General features: G+C 70.0%; 18 protein-coding genes and 3 tRNA genes. 7 read left to right on the plus strand and 14 right to left on the minus strand.

Features of this window, described 5'->3' with window-relative positions; translation table 11 throughout:
* Nucleotides 1-145 precede the first annotated feature (145 nt).
* From RWH43_RS03890 to tilS, 10 genes are all read right to left on the minus strand, one after another.
* On the minus strand, nucleotides 146-760 hold the full coding sequence (locus RWH43_RS03890) for a PH domain-containing protein (RefSeq protein WP_154096795.1): 615 nt from the start codon (nucleotides 758-760) through the stop codon (nucleotides 146-148).
* Nucleotides 714-1199, minus strand: coding sequence for a DUF3180 family protein (locus RWH43_RS03895; RefSeq protein WP_144830060.1), 486 nt, complete (start codon nucleotides 1197-1199; stop codon nucleotides 714-716). The genes RWH43_RS03890 and RWH43_RS03895 overlap by 47 nt, the downstream gene beginning before the upstream one ends.
* Nucleotides 1196-1723, minus strand: a complete 528-nt coding sequence (gene folK / locus RWH43_RS03900) for a 2-amino-4-hydroxy-6-hydroxymethyldihydropteridine diphosphokinase (protein WP_144830063.1) — start codon at nucleotides 1721-1723, stop codon at nucleotides 1196-1198. The genes RWH43_RS03895 and folK overlap by 4 nt, the downstream gene beginning before the upstream one ends.
* Nucleotides 1720-2088, minus strand: a complete 369-nt coding sequence (gene folB, locus RWH43_RS03905; RefSeq protein ID WP_144830066.1) for a dihydroneopterin aldolase — start codon at nucleotides 2086-2088, stop codon at nucleotides 1720-1722. The genes folK and folB overlap by 4 nt, the downstream gene beginning before the upstream one ends.
* Complete coding sequence (folP, locus tag RWH43_RS03910; RefSeq protein ID WP_316000713.1) at nucleotides 2088-2879, minus strand: dihydropteroate synthase; 792 nt, start codon at nucleotides 2877-2879, stop codon at nucleotides 2088-2090. The genes folB and folP overlap by 1 nt, the downstream gene beginning before the upstream one ends.
* Nucleotides 2876-3463: a GTP cyclohydrolase I gene (folE, locus tag RWH43_RS03915; protein ID WP_230704103.1), complete on the minus strand. Its 588-nt coding sequence runs from the start codon at nucleotides 3461-3463 to the stop codon at nucleotides 2876-2878. Before folE ends, folP begins: the two co-directional genes overlap by 4 nt.
* A gap of 6 nt (nucleotides 3464-3469) precedes the next feature.
* Nucleotides 3470-5473, minus strand: coding sequence for an ATP-dependent zinc metalloprotease FtsH (gene ftsH / locus RWH43_RS03920; RefSeq protein WP_154096798.1), 2004 nt, complete (start codon nucleotides 5471-5473; stop codon nucleotides 3470-3472).
* Between the two features lie 149 nt (nucleotides 5474-5622).
* Nucleotides 5623-6174, minus strand: a complete 552-nt coding sequence (hpt, locus tag RWH43_RS03925; RefSeq protein ID WP_251505922.1) for a hypoxanthine phosphoribosyltransferase — start codon at nucleotides 6172-6174, stop codon at nucleotides 5623-5625.
* A gap of 49 nt (nucleotides 6175-6223) precedes the next feature.
* Nucleotides 6224-6931: a hypothetical protein gene (locus RWH43_RS03930; protein ID WP_144830081.1), complete on the minus strand. Its 708-nt coding sequence runs from the start codon at nucleotides 6929-6931 to the stop codon at nucleotides 6224-6226.
* A 19-nt stretch (nucleotides 6932-6950) separates the two neighbouring features.
* The gene (gene tilS, locus RWH43_RS03935) at nucleotides 6951-7943 is read right to left on the minus strand and encodes a tRNA lysidine(34) synthetase TilS (protein ID WP_316000714.1); all 993 of its coding nucleotides are present in this window, start codon (nucleotides 7941-7943) and stop codon (nucleotides 6951-6953) included.
* Nucleotides 7944-8146: 203 nt separating this feature from the next.
* On the opposite strand from tilS, the gene RWH43_RS03940 reads away from it, so the two are divergent.
* A complete protein-coding gene (locus tag RWH43_RS03940; protein WP_144830087.1) occupies nucleotides 8147-8680 on the plus strand; it encodes an inorganic diphosphatase in 534 nt (177 codons plus the stop codon).
* A 58-nt stretch (nucleotides 8681-8738) separates the two neighbouring features.
* Here the strand turns inward: RWH43_RS03940 and RWH43_RS03945 are convergent, their stop codons facing one another.
* Nucleotides 8739-10211, minus strand: a complete 1473-nt coding sequence (locus RWH43_RS03945; protein WP_316000715.1) for a peptidoglycan DD-metalloendopeptidase family protein — start codon at nucleotides 10209-10211, stop codon at nucleotides 8739-8741.
* Between the two features lie 213 nt (nucleotides 10212-10424).
* Here RWH43_RS03945 and RWH43_RS03950 point away from each other — a divergent pair.
* From RWH43_RS03950 to RWH43_RS03965, 4 genes are all read left to right on the plus strand, one after another.
* Nucleotides 10425-10497: transfer RNA gene (locus RWH43_RS03950), tRNA-Glu, on the plus strand.
* A gap of 30 nt (nucleotides 10498-10527) precedes the next feature.
* A tRNA-Asp gene (locus RWH43_RS03955) sits at nucleotides 10528-10601 on the plus strand.
* 64 nt (nucleotides 10602-10665) lie between these two features.
* Nucleotides 10666-10738: transfer RNA gene (locus tag RWH43_RS03960), tRNA-Phe, on the plus strand.
* Nucleotides 10739-11099: 361 nt separating this feature from the next.
* On the plus strand, nucleotides 11100-13175 hold the full coding sequence (locus RWH43_RS03965; RefSeq protein WP_222123895.1) for an MDR family MFS transporter: 2076 nt from the start codon (nucleotides 11100-11102) through the stop codon (nucleotides 13173-13175).
* Nucleotides 13176-13229: 54 nt separating this feature from the next.
* Here the strand turns inward: RWH43_RS03965 and RWH43_RS03970 are convergent, their stop codons facing one another.
* From RWH43_RS03970 to RWH43_RS03980, 3 genes are all read right to left on the minus strand, one after another.
* Nucleotides 13230-14816 carry an AMP-binding protein gene (locus RWH43_RS03970; protein WP_316000716.1) on the minus strand — a complete coding sequence of 529 codons (1587 nt, stop codon included), beginning with the start codon at nucleotides 14814-14816 and terminating at the stop codon, nucleotides 13230-13232.
* Between the two features lie 78 nt (nucleotides 14817-14894).
* Nucleotides 14895-16088 (minus strand): chromate efflux transporter, encoded by a 1194-nt coding sequence (gene chrA / locus RWH43_RS03975; protein WP_316000717.1) that lies wholly within the window; start codon nucleotides 16086-16088, stop codon nucleotides 14895-14897.
* 41 nt (nucleotides 16089-16129) lie between these two features.
* The gene (locus RWH43_RS03980) at nucleotides 16130-17086 is read right to left on the minus strand and encodes a Gfo/Idh/MocA family protein (RefSeq protein ID WP_316000718.1); all 957 of its coding nucleotides are present in this window, start codon (nucleotides 17084-17086) and stop codon (nucleotides 16130-16132) included.
* Between the two features lie 106 nt (nucleotides 17087-17192).
* Here RWH43_RS03980 and RWH43_RS03985 point away from each other — a divergent pair, with 106 nt between their 5' ends.
* Together RWH43_RS03985 and RWH43_RS03990 are read left to right on the plus strand one after the other, a co-directional pair.
* A complete protein-coding gene (locus RWH43_RS03985) occupies nucleotides 17193-18347 on the plus strand; it encodes a polysaccharide deacetylase family protein (RefSeq protein WP_316000719.1) in 1155 nt (384 codons plus the stop codon).
* Between the two features lie 158 nt (nucleotides 18348-18505).
* A complete protein-coding gene (locus RWH43_RS03990; protein WP_316000720.1) occupies nucleotides 18506-19633 on the plus strand; it encodes a glycosyltransferase in 1128 nt (375 codons plus the stop codon).
* Nucleotides 19634-19667: the final 34 nt, after the last annotated feature.

A 19667-nucleotide genomic window follows, 5' to 3' on the forward strand; every position in this document is an offset into this window, starting at 1 on the left:
GCTGCGGACGGACGGGCGTCGGCGCCCACTACGGGCGGAGGGGCGCCGGCGGCTGCTGCGGGCGGAAGAGCGTCAGCCTCCGGCGCGCCCATCGGGCTCGGCGGCGTCGAGTCAGCCGGGGCGCCGGCCGGAGGCGCCGGGTCGCTCACAGGCCGGTCCGACGGGTCTCGGCCACGGCGACGAGGGTGTCGCGCAGGTGCTCGGCCGCCTCCTGCGTCAAGCCGGGGATCGTGACGCCCGTCGAGGCGGCGGCGGTCACGAGCTTGAGCTGCGCGATGCCGAAGCCGCGATCGAGCGGCCCGTGGGTGATGTCGACGAGCTGCATGCGGCCGTAAGGCACGGCCACGACGCGCTGCCACAGGATGCCGCGACGGAAGACCAGGTCGTCGTCGCGCAACTGGTACCCGACCGATCGCGCCTGCCGCGGCGTGATGATCAGCCCGATGGCGGTGACGAGCAGGATCACTCCCGCGGGGATCCACTGCCACATCACTCCGGTGAGCAGCTGCGCGACGAGCGCCGCGGCGGCCACCAGCACGAACACCGCGCCCTGCGAGATGAGTTGCACCCGCACGTAGGCCCGCGCGAGCTGGTACCAGGTGCCGTCGCCCAGCGGCAGCCGTCGCTCCGAACGAGGCTCGAGAATGCGGTCGTAGGTGCGCTCGCTCAGCACGGCACCCTGCGTCACCGCCTCCGGCGAGGGCGCGGGGGCGTCAGATCCCGACGGGGCCGGCGGGGAGGTCTCCGGGGGTGTCGTCATCGTCGTCCTTCCGGATGGTGCACAGCTGCTCGGCCACGAGTCCCGCGACGACCAGGACGACAGCGCACACGAGCGTCGCGATGATCGTCCCCATCGAGCCTACCGATGGCGTCACCGGACGGCTCAGCAGAAAGGCGAGCAGGCCGACCGCGAATCCCGCCGCGGCCGCCCCCAGCAGAGACGACGCTTTGGCGAGCATCGCGATGCGCAGCGCCCGGAACGGGTCGATGCGCCGCTCGCTGCGCCCGCGGCTCGCGCGGAACACCGGCACCGCGAGCACCACGATGACCGCGCCCAGCAGCGCGAGGATCGTGGGCAGGCTCACGGCCGGCGAGAACGTCGCGCGCCCCATGGCCGTCAGCGCGGTGTCGAGGACGAAGCCGCAGACGAGCCCGATGATGACGGCGATGGTCAGGATGCCGGCTCCCGTACGCTTCATCGGTCGCTCCCCCGGAGTCCGGCGAGCAGGTCGGCGACGCGGCCGCGGCCCGGGATCTCGGCATCCGGATCGATCTGCACCCACGGCGCGAGGACGAACTCGCGCTCGTGCGCGCGGGGATGCGGCACGACCAGGTCGTCGCGGTCGATCATCTCGTCTCCGTACGCGATCAGGTCGAGATCGAGGGTGCGATCGCCCCAGCGCTCGCGACGCACGCGACCGTGGCGCGCCTCGATGCGGTGCAGCGACGCCAGCAGCTCGGCGGGCGAGAGACGCGTCTGCAGCACCGCGACCGCGTTGAGGTAGCGGGGCGCGTCCTCGTCCTCGCCGTCGAGGGTCACCGCGACCGTCTCGATCGGATGCGACACCCGCACGTCCGAGGTGAGGGTCAAGCGCCGCAGCTCGTCGACCGCCGCGGCCAGTGTCTCGGCGCGTTCACCGAGGTTGGCGCCGAGGGCGACCACCGCGGGCACGGGCGTCGAGCGCGGAGCCGCGTCGAGGCCGTGGGCCAGACGCACGTTCACGACCGCCCCCTCGTGATCGTCACCGAGACGTCGCCGAACGGCACCGTGATGGGTGCCTTCGGCTTGTGAACCGTGATCGTGACCGTCTCGACGCGTCGATCGGTCAGCACCTCGTCGGCGAGGCGCTGCGCGAGCGTCTCGATGAGGTCGACGGGCTCCCCCTCGACGACGGCGACGAGGCGTTCGGCGAGCTCGCCGTAGTGGACGGTGTCGACCACGTCGTCGGTCTCGGCCGCACGTCGCAGCGGCAGGTGCAGAACGGCGTCGACGACGAACTCCTGTCCGTCGCGCTTCTCGTCGGGATACACACCGTGGAAGCCCACGGCGCGCACCCCCGTCAGCGTGATGCGGTCAACGGCATCCATCAAGCCTCCCAAGCGCGGGCGACGGCGAGCGCGTCGCGGGTGGTCGGTACGTCGTGCACGCGCACGGCCCAGGCGCCGTCGCGCGCCGCCAGGACGCTCGTCGTGGCGGTGGCCAGATCGCGGCGCGCGAGATCGGCGTCGTCGCCGAGCGCGTCGCCGAGGAATCGCTTCCGACTCGTGCCGACGAGCACGCGGTACCCCGACGAGACGAGGTGCGGCAGCGCGCGCAGCGTCTGCCAGTTCTGCGCTCCGCGCTTGCCGAAGCCGATGCCCGGGTCGACGACGATGCGTGCCGGATCGATGCCGGCTGCGCGCGCCGCCTCGACCCGCTCGGCCAGCTCGGCGGCCACCTCTCGACCGACGTCGGCGTAGTCCGCCCGCGCGTACATCTCGGTCGATGGGCCGCGCCAGTGCCCCAGGGCGATCTCGGCGTCGGTTCCGGCGACGGCGGAGAGCATCTCGGGGTCGGCGAGTCCGCCCGAGACGTCGTTGATCAGCCGCGCACCCGCCCGCGCCGCGGCGACGGCCGTCGAGGCGTTCATCGTGTCGATGCTGACCCACGCACCCTCGGTGACCAGGGCCTCCACGACCGGGAGCACGCGCTGCTGCTCGACCCGCGGGGCCACGCGCGATGCCCCGGGGCGCGTCGACTCGCCGCCGATGTCGAGGAGATCGGCGCCCTGGTCGCGCAGGCTCCGCGCGTGGGCGATCGCGACGTCGGGGTCGATGTAGCGGCCGCCGTCGCTGAAGGAGTCGGGGGTGACGTTGACGATCCCCATGATGAGGGTCACGCGCGCGCCCCGATCAGAGCGACCAGCTCGGATCGGGCGGCGGGGTCGGTGTACACGCCGCGCGCGGCGATCGTGACGGTCGAGGCGTCGAGTTGGCGCCCTCCCCGCATGGTCACGCACTCGTGCGTCGCGTCGAGCACCACGAGCACGCCACGCGCGTCGAGGGCCGAGTCGATGGCATCCGCCACCTGCTCCCCCAGGCGCTCCTGCACCTGCGGACGGGCGGCCAGGATGTCGATGACCCGGGGCAGAGCCCCCAGACCCACGACCTCTTCGCCCGGCAGGTAGGCGACGTGCGCGCGACCGCGGAAAGGGAGCAGATGGTGCTCGCACATCGACCGGAAGGCGATGTCGCGCAGCATCACGGCCCCCGAGGGCAGCGTGTCGGGGGCGGGTCCGCGCGACACCGAGATGGTGTGCTGCAAGGGCTCCCCGGCATCCTGATTCACGCCGGAGAAGAACTCCGCCCAGGAGTCGGCGACACGCGTCGGGGTCTGGCGGAGGCCGGGGCGATCGGGGTCTTCCCCGATCGCCTCCAGCAACTCACGTACCAGAGCGGCGACGCGCTCTCGATCGACGGCCACGGCGCCTCAGGCGGTTGCCGGGCGCGTCTGTCCGCTGGGACGGTGCTGCGCCTGGGCCGTCGCCTGCGACTCCGCTTCGGCGGATGCCGCGATGCCGGCGGGAGCCTGGCGACGGGGGACCTCGACCGGAGGCTGGTTCGAGACCGGACGATCGCCCGACGACAGCCACTGCGGGCGCGGCGTCAGACGCTTGACGTCCTTGAAGATCTCGGCGAGCTCGAGGTGGTCGAGGGTCTCTTTCTCGAGCAGTTCGAGAGCCAGACGGTCGAGCACCTCGCGGTTGGCGTTGATGACCTCGTAGGCCTCGTTGTGCGCCTGCTCGATGAGAGCGCGCACCTGCGCGTCGACGCGCTCGGCGATGCGCTCCGAGAAGTCGCGACCGTGTCCCATGTCGCGGCCCATGAACACCTCGCCCGACGACGAGCCGAGCTTGACGGGGCCGACCTCGTTGGTCATGCCGTACTCGGTGACCATCTTGCGGGCGATGCTGGTGGCCTTCTCGATGTCGTTCGACGCGCCTGTGGTGGGGTCGTGGAACACGATCTCCTCGGCGACGCGGCCGCCCATCGCGTAGGTCAGCTGGTCCTGCAGCTCGTTGCGGGTGATCGAGTACTTGTCGTCGAGCGGCAGCACCATCGTGTAGCCCAGCGCCTTGCCGCGCGGGAGGATCGTGACCTTGGTGACGGGGTCGGTGTGGTTCATGGCCGCCGCAGCCAGGGCGTGGCCGCCCTCGTGGTAGGCGGTGATGAGCTTCTCTTTGTCCTTCATCACGCGCGTGCGGCGCTGGGGACCGGCGATCACGCGGTCGATGGCCTCGTCGAGGGCGCGGTTGTCGATGAGCTGCGCGTTCGAGCGGGCGGTCAGCAGCGCCGCCTCGTTCAGCACGTTCGCCAGGTCGGCACCGGTGAACCCGGGCGTCTTGCGCGCGACGACCTCGAGGTCGACCGAGTCCGACAGCGGCTTGCCGCGACCGTGCACCTCGAGGATGCGCTGACGGCCCTTGAGGTCGGGCGCGTCCACGCCGATCTGGCGGTCGAAGCGGCCCGGGCGCAGAAGCGCGGGGTCGAGGATGTCGGGGCGGTTGGTCGCCGCGATGACGATGACGTTGACCTTGGGGTCGAAGCCGTCCATCTCGACGAGCATCTGATTCAGCGTCTGCTCGCGCTCGTCGTGACCGCCGCCCATGCCGGCGCCGCGGTGGCGGCCGACGGCGTCGATCTCGTCGATGAAGATGATGGCCGGGGAGCTCTCCTTGGCCTGGTTGAACAGGTCGCGCACGCGGCTGGCGCCGACGCCGACGAACATCTCGACGAAGTCCGAACCCGAGATCGAGTAGAACGGCACGCCCGCCTCACCGGCGACGGCGCGCGCGAGCAGGGTCTTACCGGTTCCGGGAGGGCCGTACAGCAGCACGCCCTTGGGGATGCGGGCACCGACCTCTTCGAACTTCTTCGGGTCCTTGAGGAACTCCTTGATCTCGTCGAGCTCTTCGATCGCCTCGTCGGAGCCCGCGACATCCTGGAAGGTGACGGTCGGCGTCTCTTTCGTCACGAGCTTCGCGCGCGACTTGCCGAACTGCATGACCTTGCTGCCGCCGCCCTGGGCGCTCGAGAGCAGCCACCAGAAGAGCAGACCGAGCAGCACGAGCGGGAGCATCAGCCCGAGGAAGCCATCGAACCAGCTGGGCTTGGGCACGACGTCGTTGAAGCCGTCGGAGGGGTTCGCCGAGTCGATCGCGCTGGCGACCTCGCTGGCGCGCGCCTGGCTGAAGTAGAACTGCACGTCGTTCGCGCCCTCGAAGGGCGTCGACAGCGTCAGATCGACACGCTGGTCGGGATCGTTCGTCACCGCCTGGGTCACGGTGCCGCCCTTGAGGAGCTCCAGACCCTCCTTGGTCGACACCTGACGGGCGCCGCTGAGGTTGGAGATGAGCGAGAAACCGATGACCAGAAGCAGACCGACCAGCAGAACGTAGACGATCGGATTACGCGTGATCTTCTTGAAATTCATGGTGGGCGAGCCCAGCCCTTTCGTGTGCTCCGCAGAAAAGCGGTCGCATCAGGCTAACGCGCGAGGACTATGCCGGGCCTGTGCGTTCGTCGTGGGCGTACGCCGAATGCTCGATGTCGGTGTTCGGCCGACCTCGGCGGCGCCCGATCTCAGGAGTAGACGTGCGGCGCAAGCACCGCGACGTCGCGCAGGTTGCGGTAGCGCTCGGCGTAGTCGAGGCCGTAGCCGATGACGAAGTCGTTGGGGATGTCGAAGCCCACGTAGCGGCAGTCGACCTCGACCTTCATCGCCTCGGGCTTGCGCAGGAGGGCGAGCACCTCGACCGACTCGGCTCCGCGCGAGGCGAAGTTCTCGAGCAGCCAGCTGAGGGTCAGACCGGAGTCGATGATGTCTTCGACGATCAGCACGTGCTTGCCGGTGATGTCGGTGTCGAGGTCTTTGCGGATCTGCACGACACCGCTCGAGCGGGTCGAGGCGCCGTACGACGAGACGGCCATCCAGTCCATCGACACGTGCATCGGCAGGTGACGGGCGAAGTCGGCCATGACCATGACCGCACCCTTCAGCACGCCTACGAGGACGACGTCGCGCCCCTCGTAGTCGGCGGCCACCTGCGTCGCCAGTTCGGCGAGCTTTCCGTGGATCTGCTCCTCGGTGAGGAGGACTTCGCTGATGTCGTCGGAGATGTCGGCCGCGCGCATTGGGAAAGTCTACGTCGGCGGATCCGCCATCGCCGCCCGGGCGACCCCCTCACACCTTCGGGGAGGGGACGTAGAAGGCGGTGACGCTCGCCGACAGGCGGTGCTCGGTCAGGTCCGGCCCGATCCGCGCACGGAAGCCGTCGTCGACGGGACCGACCTCGACGAGGAAGTCGTCCCGGACCTCCGCGGTCACACCCGTGCCGCCGCAGGTGACGGAGGGGCGCGGCTCGATCGTGGTGATCACGACGAGGCACACGTTCGTCGTCCCGGCCTGATGGCCGATGTACAGAAGGGTGTTCTCCACGTTCGCGATGAAACGGACCGAATCGGGCTCGAGTCCCGCGCTCAGGTCCTGCCCGCTGATCGTCGAGAAGATCACGTCTTCCGACGCCTGGGCCCACTCCAGTTCCGGGATGCCGCCGTCTCCCGGCCGCGGAGTGAAGAGACCGCCCGCGGCGGCGCCGGCAACGAAGATCGCGACCGCGCCGACGAAGAGGGCGACGAGCGATCGTCGGCGCCGCGGCTTCACGGCCGGGCTCTCCGGTGCCTCCTCCTCCCGCGCGGCGGATGGTTCCGCGAGCGGAGGGGACGGTACCTCGTCGGAAACGGGCTCCGTTGCGCTCGCGACCTCCTGGTCCTCCAACTCCTGGAGGCGGCGAATCGTCGCGGGAGGAATCGCCTCGAGCGACGGCGCACCGTAGACGCGTTCCCGAAGCTGCGCCAGCTCCTCGGCCTCGCGGTACGACGGCACGCTCACACTCCGACCGTCGGCGCGGTCACGCCCGCGCGACCAGTTCGATGCGGGCGCCGACCCGGCGGGCCAGGCAGCGCGGAAGGTCGATCGGCCCCTGCCCGCGCCAGTCGGTCGCGAGCCGGGCGACCTCGAGGGTCTGGGTGCGCGAGAGCGAGACGCCGAATTCACTGTCGGCCACGTAGCGGATGATCCGGTGGCGCAGCGCTGCGGGGTTCGCGGCGAGGGCCGCCACCGAGATCGAGATCCCGGCCTCGGCGTGCTCGACGATGTCTTCGATCGTCTCGTCGATCATCTCCTGGAACGCTTCGGCGTCTTCGCGCAGTTGCTCGGCTGTGCGCGCGAGCGCCTCGGCCACTCCGGGGCCGAGCTCGGCCTCGAGCACCGGGAGCACGTGCTCCCGCACCCGCACCCGCGAGAACGTCGGATCAGCGTTGTGCGGGTCGGTCCACGGCTCGACGCTCTCCGCGGCGCACGCGGCGACGGTCGTACGGCGGCGCACCCCCAGCAGCGGGCGCACCCAGGTGGGTCCGGTCTCGTCGCGGCGCCGGGGAGCCATCCCCGCCAGGCTCGCCGTACCGGATCCGCGGGCGAGTCCGAGCAGCACCGTCTCGGCTTGATCGTCGAGCGTGTGGCCGAGCAGCACGGCATCCGCCCCGATCTCCTCCGCGGCCCGCGCGAGCCCGGCGTAGCGCGCGGCACGCGCGTCGGCCTCGGGGCCCTCCGCCGGCACGACCTCGACGCGTACGACCCGGGCCTCGAGCCCGAACGATCGGGCGGCGTCGGCGGCGCGCCGGGCCACGGCATCCGACCCCTCCTGCAGACCGTGGTCGATCACCACCGCCTCGGCCCGGACCCCCCGGCGCGGAGCTTCGAACGCGGTCGCCAGCGCGAGGGCGAGCGAATCGGGTCCGCCCGACAGAGCGACGACGACGGCTCCCTCGATCTCGTCGAGGGCCGTGCGCACGGCACGGCGCACCTCGGCGACGGACGGGTCGAGGCCGGGGCGGTGATCCATGTCTCCACGCTATCGCCGGGCCGTGGCGGCGCCGCCTGCTCCGCCCGTGACATGACGCAGGAGTTCCGGGCGGTGACGCGCCGACGCCGCGTCTCGTCAGCCCTCGTCGACCGCGAACTCCTGCGGTCTGGTTGCGCGTGGGTGTCGCGCGCCCGCCCGACTAGGCTGGGCCGCGGAAATCCACAGATCTAAGGAGCACGAGTATGGGCGCTTTCGACGCCGTCATCGAGATCCCCCGCGGAAGCCGCGTGAAGTACGAAGTCGACCACGGCACCGGCCGCGTCTACCTCGACCGCATCCTGTACACGGTGTTCGGCTACCCGGCCAACTACGGCTTCTTCGAGAACACCCTCGGCGAAGACGGCGACCCGCTCGACGTGCTGGTGCTGCTCGACCGCGACCTGCACCCCGGCATCCTCGCCAAGGTGCGCCCCGTGGGCGTGCTGAAGATGAGCGACGAGGCCGGCGGCGACGACAAGGTCGTGGCCGTGCTCGCCAAGGACCCGCGGTGGGACCACATCCAGGACGTCGACGACATCGACGAGTGGACCAAGAAGGAGATCTCGCACTTCTTCGAGCACTACAAGGACCTCGAGCCCAACAAGTGGGTCAAGGTCGACGAGTGGGCGGATGCCGCGGAGGCCGAGCGTCTCGTGGCCGAGGCCTTCACGCGCTTCGACGAGCACGACGCTCAGACCAAGACGCAGGGTTCGGGCGAGGCTCCGAACACCCTCTGATCTTCTGCAGACGAGAAAACCCCCGGTCCTGCGACCGGGGGTTTTCTCGTGGGCTCGGTCAGACCGAGACGCCCCGATCGCGCAGCCAGGGCGCGGGATCGGTGGTTCCACCCCACGGCGGATAGACCTCGAAGTGAAGGTGGCAGCCGAAGGAGTTGCCGGTCTGTCCGGTCGCGGCGATCTGCTCGCCCGCTCCCACGCGCTGACCGTACGAGACGTAGATGCCGCCGTCGACGATGTGTCCGTATCCGGTGCCCGAGCCGTCGTCGTGCTGGATGCGGATGTAGTTGCCGAACCCGCCGTAGCGGCCGGCGTAGGTGACGCGACCGGCTGCGGCCGCGTAGATGGGCGACCAGCAGCTGGCGCCGAAGTCGAGACCGAGGTGCCAGGTGCTCGCGCAGTAGCTGGCGCTGCACTGGCCGGTGCGCGGGCCGTAGCCCGACGACGTGTACGCGGAAGACGGGCGAGCCCAGCCCGACCCGACGACGCTTCCGCCACCACCACCGCCGCCGCCGCCGCCACTGCTGCTTCCGCCGCCACCGCCGCCGCCGCCGCTGCTGCTTCCGCCCCCGCCGCCACCGCCGCTGTTGTTCGCGGCGTTCTGGCGGTCGCGCTCTTCCTGCTCGCGGCGTTCGCGGTCGCGGCGCTCGGCCTCTTCGCGGGCCTGACGCTCGCGCTCCTCGCGGGCCTTGCGTTCTGCTTCGACGCCGGCCTGGTAGTCGGCGATCGTCTTGGCCGTGGTGTCCTGCAGGGCCGCGAGCTGCGCTTCGAGCGTGACCTGGTTGGCCTGCTGCGCGGCCAGGGCCTCCTGCGCGGCCTGAGCGGCCTGCTGCGCGGCGACCATCTTGTCTTCGGCGATCTTCTGCAGGCGGTCGCGCTCGGCACGGGCGTCGTTGGCCTGATTGCTCAGCTGCTGCGCGTTGTCGCGGGCCGTCACGGCGGCTGCGTACACCGAGCGGTTGCGCTCGAGGAGCTTGTCCATCGTGCCGAGCTTGGCGAGCAGGTCGTCGGCCGTGGCCGCCGAGCCCGAGAAGAACAGGTCGAGCGAGGTGTCGTCTCCGCCCGAGCGGTACAGCTGCGCGGCGACCTTGCCGGCCTTGGTCGCGGCATCCGTCGCCTTTGCGGCTTCGGCGTCGGCCTGGGTCTGGATCAGCTGCGCGCGGTAGTCGGCGTCGAGGTAGGCCTGCTGCGCGGTGAAGTACTCGTCGGAGCGTGCCTGCACCTCGGCCTGGGTGCGCGCGACCTCGGACTGCAGCCCCGCGATGAGGCCCTGGATGCGGGCGATTTCACCCGCCTTGGCGGATTCATTGGCTTTGGCAGCCTGGACGTCGTCCCACGAGGGGTAGTCGGCGGCGACTGCGGGAGAGCTGAAGCCGGATGCCGCGGCGCCGAACGCACCGACGGCGACGGCCCCCATCACGCCGAACTTCAGCGCGCCACGGCGGTCGAACGTCGGCCACAACCGTCGCTTTTCGGCCGGACTGGGCGCGCAGCCGCAGTCGTCTGTTTCGTCGAGGTGCTCGAGCGTCACGGGAATACCTCATCTCACCGGTCGCAACTCGGCCAACAGTAGCAACACGAGTCACACGTACAACAGGGCGAGTTCCCGCTGCCGCGGCCCATCCTGGGCCCTCGACACGCGCGGGAGCCGCACGCCACGCCCCGAATTGGCAATCTCCGAAGATGTGAAGTAGGCTCGGTCGTCGGCAAGCGAGGATGAAATCGCAAGGTTTCAGGCTCATCCGGCCCCATCGTTTAGCGGCCTAGGACGCCGCCCTTTCACGGCGGTAGCACGGGTTCGAATCCCGTTGGGGTCACTTTCCGGTGAAGTACAATTTAAAACGCATGGCCCTGTAGCGCAGTTGGTTAGCGTGCCGCCCTGTCACGGCGGAGGTCGCGGGTTCAAGTCCCGTCAGGGTCGCTCCATAGCGACGGGCCTTCTTTCGAGGAGGCCTTTCGTTTAGGAAGCGGCAGACATGTCGCTCGGCTCTGTAGCTCAGTTGGTAGAGCGCACGACTGAAAATCGTGAGGTCACGGGATCGACGCCCGTCGGAGCCACAGGGTGATCATTACAGTCACCTTAGAAACCCTCGTCTAGCTTCTACATGGCGGGGGTTTCGTCTTTTCCCCGGCGAGGATCCCTCACCGCACCCCGCTGCCCTCAGAACAGGACGCGCGTCGAGAACAGGCCGTTCTCCGCGATATCGCCCTGTCCCCGTGGCATCCCCCTGTTCTCGTGACCGGCGGAGGCGCCGCGCCGCGCCGGACACCGCGACGAACGCCCGCATAGCTTCCCCACAGCCGCGGGTGGTTACGGACGCCTCCGGACAGCGCTACTATTTGTTGACTTTTAGCAAACACCTGGCGCCCGACTGAGCCACCCGAGCCGTCCGCCAGGCCTTCTCTCGAAGAGGCCCCGATGTCAGACATCACTCAAACCAGACGCGCCCGTGCGGCCTCGCCCACCACCGGGGCGACCGACACGGTCATGACACACCGCATGATCATGTTCGTGATCTTCGGCCTCATGGCCGGCATGTTCCTCTCCGCCCTCGACCAGACGGTCGTCGGCACCTCGATCCGCACGATCGGCGACGACCTGCAGGGCCTGAGCCTTCAGGCCTGGGTCACGACGGCCTACCTGATCGTGTCGACCATCTCGACGCCGATCTACGGCAAGCTCTCCGACATCTTCGGTCGGCGCCCGCTCTTCCTCATCGCCATCCTCATCTTCATCATCGGTTCGGTGCTCGCGAGCTTCTCGACCTCGATGGTCGAGCTCGCCGCGTTCCGCGCCATCCAGGGCCTCGGCGCCGGTGGACTGATGTCGATGCCGCTCGCGATCATGGGCGACATCCTCGCCCCGCGCGAACGCGCGAAGTACCAGGGCTACTTCCTGGCCGTCTTCGGCATCTCGAGCGTCATCGGCCCGCTCGTCGGCGGTCTGTTCGCCGGCGCCAGCCAGATCCTGTTCATCACCGGATGGCGCTGGGTCTTCCTCATCAACGTGCCGATCGGCATCGTCGCGCTCGCGATCGTCTGGCGCTTCCTGCACATCCCGAAGCAGCCGCGGCACTCCGTGCGCATCGACTGGTGGGGCGCCACGACCGTGATCGTCGCGCTCGTCCCGCTGCTGCTCGTGGCCGAGCAGGGCCGTGAGTGGGGCTGGGGCTCGCCGATCGCGATCGCCTGCTACGTCATCGGCGCCCTCGGCATCCTGGCCTTCGTCATCGCCGAGACCGCGATGAAGGACGACGCGCTCATCCCGCTGAAGCTGTTCCGGTCGCCGACCTTCTCGATGGCGACCATCATCGGCGTGCTCGTGGGCTTCGGCATGTTCGGCGCGATGCTGACCCTGCCGCTGTACCTGCAGCTCGTGCTCGGCTCCTCGCCGACGCAGAGCGGTTTCGAGATGCTGCCGATGATTCTCGGCCTCATGATCGCCTCGATCGCGAGCGGTCAGATCATCGCCCGCACCGGGCGGTACCGCATGTTCCCGATCCTGGGCACGGCGTTGATGTCGATCGGCTTCTTCCTTCTGACGTTCCTGAAGTACGACAGCCCCTACTGGCACGTCGCCGTCGCGATGCTCGTGATCGGCCTGGGTCTGGGTCAGCTCATGCAGACGCTGACCATCGCCAGCCAGAACTCGGTGGGCCTGCGCGACATGGGCGTGGCCACGAGCGGCTCGACCTTCTTCCGCCAGATCGGTGGAACGCTGGGCACCGCGGTGCTGCTGTCGCTGCTGTTCACGCTGATGCCCTCGAACATCATCGGATCGTTCTCCGACCGCGGCACCCTGACCGACGCGCTCGACGCGGCGTTCGACCCCACCGTGTCGTCGGCGCCCGCGAACGAGAAGATCATGTCGTCGATCTACGCCCCCATCGTCGCGCAGACCACCCAGGCCGTGACGCAGCAGGCACAGCAGGGTGTGCAGCAGGCGACGGATGCCGCGACTCAGGCCGTCGCCGCGCAGGTCGCCGCCGGCCAGATCCCCGCGGCCGCTCAGGCGCAGGCGACGCAGGCCGCCGTGGCCCAGGCCGTGCAGGCCGCCGCCACGCAGATCCAGCAGCAGGTGCCCGTCGCACGGGTCGCCGCCGACGGCACGGTCAGCCTCGACTTCTCGAACGCGACGGATCGCGCCGCCTTCGTCGACACCGTGGCGACCACCCTCGAAGACCGCTTCACCTCGGGCGACGAGAACACCTCGATCGGCGGGTCGACCCTCGACGACACCTCGTTCCTGGTGGGCGCGGATGCACGGCTGACGAAGCCGTTCCTCGTCGGGTTCAACAACTCCGCCACGACGGTCTACTGGACCGCGATGGGCGTGGTGCTGCTCGCCTTCGTGCTGTCGCTGTTCTTCCGCACGCCGCCGCTGCGGGCGAAGTCGGCGCTGCAGGAGGCCGCCGACGAGCGCCGAGGCAAGAAGGAAGAGGACGAGCGTGCCGAAGAGGCCGCCGCCCAGTCCGGTGCGTTGATCGCACCGTAGTCCGCACCCACGAAGGGCGGGGCCGTCGCACGACGCCCCGCCCTTCGTCGTGTGTCAGGCCGCGGCCTCGCGCGCGCGCAGGTCCTTCCGCAGGATCTTGCCCGAGGTCGACTTGGGGATGACGTCGATGAATTCGACCCGGCGCACCTTCTTGTGCGGAGCGACGTTCTCGGCGACGAAGGCCATCACGTCCTCCGCCGTCAGGCCGGCATCCGGAGCCGCCACCACGAAGGCCTTGGGGATCTCCTCGCCCTCGTCGTCGCGCACGCCGATGACCGCGGCATCCTGGACCTTCGGATGCGCGAGCAGCAGGGCTTCGAGCTCCGCCGGGGCGATCTGGTACCCGTGGTACTTGATGAGCTCCTTGAGCCGGTCGACGATCGTGAAGTACCCGTCGACGTGGTGCACGCCGATGTCGCCGGTGTGCAGGAAGCCGTCGGCGTCGAGCGTCTCGGCCGTCGCGTCGGGGCGGTTCAGGTAACCGAGCATGACGTTCGGCCCGCGCACCCAGATCTCGCCCGGCGCGGTGAGACCGTCGTCGCCGTGCTCCTCGAGCTCGGCTCCGGTCTCGGGGTCGACGAGCTTCGCGTCGCAGTTGGGGATGAGCACGCCGACCGAGCTGACCGGCATGTCGGAGTTCCCCGGGATCGCGTGCGAGACGGGGCTGAGCTCGCTCATGCCGTAGCCCTGGTAGAACCGCGCGCCGATGCGTCGCCCGGCGGTCTCGGCCGTCTCCCCGTCGAGGGGCGCGGCCCCCGAGAACACGCTGTGCACGCTCGAGAGGTCGAACTGTTCGACGGCCGGGTGCTTGGCGAGCGCCACCGCGATCGGCGGGGCGATGAAGAGGAAGGTGCAGCGGCGCTCCTGGATCGTCGTGAGGAAGTCGGTCAGGTCGAAGCGCGGCATCGTGACCAGGGCGGCGCGCTGGCGCAGCGCGAGGTTGAGCAGCACGGTCATGCCGTAGATGTGGAAGAACGGCAGCACCGCGAGCACCCGGTCGTCGCGGGCGATCTCGATCACGACCCGGCACTGCGCCACGTTGGCGACGAGGTTGCGGTGCGAGAGCATCACTCCCTTGGGGACGCCCGTCGTCCCCGACGAATAGGGCAGCACCGCGGTGTGGGTGGCGGGGTCGAACCGCACCTCCGGGGGCGTGCGCCCCTCGGCGAGCAGCGAGCGCAGGTCGAGGTGTCCGTCGGCTCCGTCGAGCACGATGAGCTGATCGTCCGGGATGCCGACGGCGCGGGCCGCCTCGCGCGCCTGGGGCAGCAGCGGCGAGACGGTGACGAGCCACGTGGCCCGCGCGTCGCGGAGCTGGGTCTCGATCTCGCGCTCGGTGTAGAGGGAGTTGATCGTGGTGATGACCGACCCGGCGCGCAGGATGCCGTGGAAGACGGTGGCGAAGGCGGGGACGTTCGGGCACAGCATCGCCACGACCGTCTCGGTGTCGGCCCCCCGGTGCGCGAGGGCCCCGGCGAAGGCGTCGACCTGCTGCCGGAGCGTGCCGTAGGTGGTCTCGGCCCCCGACGTCGGGTCGATCAGCGCGACGCGGGCCAGATCGGCGTCGTCGAGGGAGGCGAAGAGGTAGTCGTAGATGCTGTGGTCGGGGATCTCGACGCTCGGGTGGGGGCTGTGGAACACGGTTCTCTCCCTCGAGGATGCTCGCCGCGGCGCTGCGGTGTGCTCATCCTGGCATCGATCCCGACGTGTCGGGCCGACTCAGAGGAAGGCCAGAATTACTCCCCCGGCCGCGCCCACGATGACCACGGCCCATGCCGGGGCACGGAACGCGGTCAGCAGCACGAAGCCCACCGCCGCGAGCAGGAACGGGCCCGGACCGGTCACCGCGGTCGTGAAGACCGGGGCGTAGAGGGCGGCGGCCAGGATGCCGACGACGGCCGCGTTCGCGCCGCGCATCGCCGCGCGTACCCGCGGCCTCTCGCGCACGGCGTCCCAGAAGGGCAGGACTCCGACCAGCACGAGGAATCCAGGTGCGAAGATCGCGGCGAGCGCGAGGGCGGCACCCGCGACGCCTCCGGGGCCGACGTTCGAGATCGACCCGAGGTAGGCCGCGAAGGTGAACAGCGGACCCGGCACGGCCTGCGCGGCGCCGTAGCCGGTGAGGAAATCGCCCGATGACACCCATCCGGTCTCGACGACGCCCGCCTGCAGCAGCGGCAGCACGACGTGACCTCCGCCGAACACGAGCGCCCCGGCGCGATAGAAGGCGTCGACCAACTGCGCGGTGCCCGCCCCCGTCGTCGTCGCCGCGAGGGGGAGAGCGATCAGGAGCGCGGCGTAGGCGGCGAGACACGCGATCGCCACGGCCCTCGGCACCCCGAACGACGGCAGCCGCGGCCCCTCGGCCTCGGGCACCCCGCGCAACAGCAGCAGCCCGCCCACGATGCCGACGGCGAGGGCCCCGAGTTGCCCCGGCGCCGCGGGCAGCAGCAGCGCGAGGGCGAGCCCGACCACCGCGATACCCGCCCGCCGGGCGTCGGGGGTGAGGGTGCGCGCCATCCCCCACACGGCGTGCGCCACGACGGCCACCGCGATGATCTCGAGGCCCGACAGCACTCCGTCGCCGATCGGTCCCCCCACCAGCGCCGCCCCGCCGGCGAACAGCACCAGCAGCATCGCGGAGGGAAGGGTGAAGGCGAGGAACGCGGCGAGCGCGCCGAGGATGCCCGCGCGCTGCAGCCCCATGGCGAAGCCGACCTGGCTCGAAGCCGGCCCGGGCAAGAACTGGCACAGCGCGACGAGGTCGGCGTAGGCGCGATCGTCCATCCATCGGCGCCGCACGACGAGGTCGTCGCGGAAGTAGCCGAGGTGCGCGACGGGCCCCCCGAACGACGACACTCCGAGGCGCAGGAACGCCCGGAACACCTCTTCCACCCGGCCGTCTCGCGTCATCCGCCGATTCTCTTCCTCTGGGGGAAACGGGAGGTGAATCCTCAGACCAACGGAACAGCGAGGATCTGGTCGATGGCCCGCAGCGTGAGCCCGGTGAGCTCCTGATCGCGGGCGATGTCCACGCCGCCGATCGCCTCGCGGAAGCGCTCGATCTCTCCGACCATCGGGTTGTCGGGGGCCTCGACGCGGACGACCTGTGCCGCGCCCCCGCGCGGAGTGAGGGTCAGCAGTCGAGGGGCCTCGATCGCATCGATCGCGAGCGAGCCGTCTTCGCCCTGGATCTCGCTGAACAGGGAGGTGTCGGTGATCTTCGACCACGCGACGTCGGCGAGAAAGCCGTCGTAGGCGGCGAGCGCCGAACCGAGGCCGTCGGTCGCGGAGGCGATGCCGACGCGTGCGCCCTGCAGCGCGCGCGGCGCACCGAACAGCCGCACCAGAACGTGCAGCGGATAGACCCCGAGGTCGCGCAGCGCACTACCGCCCAGCGCGGGGTCGAAGATGTTGGTCTGCTCCCCCGCGAGCACGTGGTCGTACCGCGCCGAGCGCTTCTCGTACCGGAACGAGACGCGACGCAGTCGTCCGAGCCGGGGCACGAGCCGCTCCACTTCCGCCAGCCCGGGGTCGTAGGCGCTGCGCATGGCCTCGAGCAGCACGACGCCCCGCTCGTGTGCGTGCGCGACCGCCGCATCCCACTCGTCCGCGGTCAGGACCGCGGGCTTCTCGACGAGGGCCGGGATGCCGGCATCCGTCGCTGCGCGCACCTGCTCCGCGTGCACCGCGTTCGGGCTCGCGAGATACACGGCGTCGACGTCGGGGGCCGCGAGGAGGGCGTCGAGTCCCTCGGCGGTGCCGGGCGCCCCCACACGATCGGCGAACTCCTGCGCCCGCGCCGCGTCACGGGAGGCGACGCGCGACACCTCGACTCCGTCGACGACACCCACCGCGCGGGCGAATTGCTCGGAGATGGAACTCGTGCCGACGATGCCGATGCGGATCATTCCTTCATCCTCCCGCGACGGGTGCGCGCGGATCGAATCGCGTATCCGAGCGTTCGCGTCATCTCACTATGCTCTCGCCGATTCGCCCACCCGATCCCGAGGCCCCATGCACAGCACCCGAGTCGCGCAGCGCCGCCGCACATCGCGCGCCGTCCGTCGACGCCGCTCCGTCGTCGCCGCCGTCCTGTCCGTCGTCCTGATCGCCACCGGTGTGACGGCCCTCGCGGTCACCCGCGGCGTCGCTCGCCCGGAGGCCGGCTCCTCGCCCACCGCGGAGAATTCCACCCCGGCTGGGACGCCCACGCAGACTCCGCTCACGCCGGCGGAGCAGCTCTTGGCGACCGCCACCGATCCGAACGCCTGCGCCGTGTCGTTCGAGGGCGATTCGCTCGCGCTCGCCCCGCAGCTGCAGATCATCGGCGCACGGTACGAGGCACTTCCCCTTCCCGCACAGCCCGGGCGCGTGTTCGCCGGCTGGTACGCCGACGCGGGCGCGGCGAGCACCCTCTCGCTCACGGAGCGCATCAACGGAGCCGACCTCGTCTCGTGCACCGATCGCCGGCGCACCCTGCACGCCGGGTGGACCACCCCCGAGGCCAACGCGGCCGAGCAGACGCAGCTGCCGATCCTGATGTACCACCAGTTCACGCAGAAGCCCGGGGGCGAAGACGGCTGGCTCCGCCTGAATTACGCCGACATCGGCGACTTCGACGCGCAGATGGCCTACGTGCAGGACGGTGGGTTCTATCTACCGACGTGGGACGAGGTGAGCGCCTTCATCGACGGACGCCTCTTCCTGCCCAAGCGATCCGTCGTGGTCACCGACGACGACGCCGACAGCTCGTGGCTCGATCTCGCCGCCCCCATCGTCGCCGCGCGCGGGGTGCTCACGACCTCGTTCGTCATCACCTCCGCCCGCACCGCGCCCGCGCCCAACCCGTTCGTCCTGCAGCGCTCGCACACGCACGACATGCATCGAGCCGGGGCGAACGGCCGGGGGCGTATGGTGAACGACGACGCCGCCACGATCGCGGCAGATCTCGAGCAATCGGCGCAGATCCTGGGGGCGAAGGAGGTCGTCGCCTACCCCTACGGCCACTACGACGACACGAGGAAAGAAGGAGTGCGACAGGCCGGGTTCGACCTGGGCCGCACGATCGAGCACGGCTACGTGCGCATCGGCACCGACAAGCTGGCGCTCCCCGTCATCCGCGTCAACTACGGCATGACGGTCGACGACCTGCGTGCGAGCATCGGGTGACGACGCCGCGTTTTCGCCGTCTCACGGGCGGTTTCTCATGGATCACTGGGGCGAACATCCGCTACCTCCCAGGGAACTCCGCCACAATCCCAGATTGAGCACGCGTCGGCCGGTCTACGCTGTGTATTTCTGGCTTACCGACGAAAACGCGAGCACCCATGGATCTATCCGTCATCGTTCCGACCTTCAATGAAGGCCCGAACGTCGCAGAGCTGGTCCGGCGCACCACGCAGGCACTGCTCGGCCGCACGGTCGAGGTCATCTTCGTCGACGACTCCACCGACGACACCCCCGACATCATCCGGGCCGTGGCCGCGGCATCCGAGATCCCCGTTCGCCTCATCCACCGCGACGACCCCGTGGGCGGTCTCGGCGGGGCCGTCGTCGAAGGCATCCGCGCCGCGGCGGCCGACCGGTGCGTCGTCATGGACGGCGACCTGCAGCACCCGCCCGAGGTCATCGCCGAGCTGCTCGCCCGCGCCGAAGAGGGCGACGCCGACGTCGTCGTGGCCTCGCGATACATCGCCGGTGGCACCTCCGACGGTCTGGCCAACGCCGTGCGCACCACGGTGTCGCGCGCATCGACCTTGCTGACCAAGGCGATGTTCCCCAAGAAGCTGCACAACTGCTCCGACCCGATGACGGGCTTCTTCCTCGTCGACCGGCGCTCGCTCGACATGGACACCCTGCAGCCCCGCGGATTCAAGATCCTGCTCGAGATCCTCGCCCGCAAGCAGATGCGCGTGGCCGAGGTGCCGTTCTCGTTCGCTCCGCGCTTCGCCGGTGAGTCCAAGGCGTCGTTCAGCCAGGGCATGCGCTTCCTCACGCAGCTGACCATGCTGCGCTTCGGCCGCATGTCGGCCTTCGCGCTCGTCGGCGGTCTCGGCGCCCTCGCGAACCTGGCGATCATGTGGGCGCTGCAGGCCGTGGGCGTGCAGTACCTCATCGCCGCCGTCATCGCGAGCATCGTGACGATCGTGGCCAACTTCCTCGCCCTCGAGTACCTCGTCTTCGCCGACATGCGCGCGGAGTCGGGTCTCATGCGGCATCGATTCATCAAATCGTTCACGTTCAACGGCGTCGAGGCCATCGTGCGCATCCCGGTGATCTGGGTGCTCGTGAGCCAGGCGCACTTCCAGAGCGTCGTGGCTGCCGCGCTGACCCTCGTCGCCGCGTTCGTCGTGCGCTTCGTGTTCCACGCCCTCGTGGTCTACGCGCCCAAGAAGAGCCGCGTCAGCAAGGTCGTCCACGCCATCGAGCCCCTCGAAGACGAAGTCACGGCCTGACGCCCGGCTGCCGGGGGCGGCGTACGCTGGAGAC

Origin of the sequence: Microbacterium algihabitans (assembly GCF_032464975.1) — a bacterium.
In the GTDB taxonomy this organism is placed as follows: domain Bacteria; phylum Actinomycetota; class Actinomycetes; order Actinomycetales; family Microbacteriaceae; genus Microbacterium; species Microbacterium algihabitans.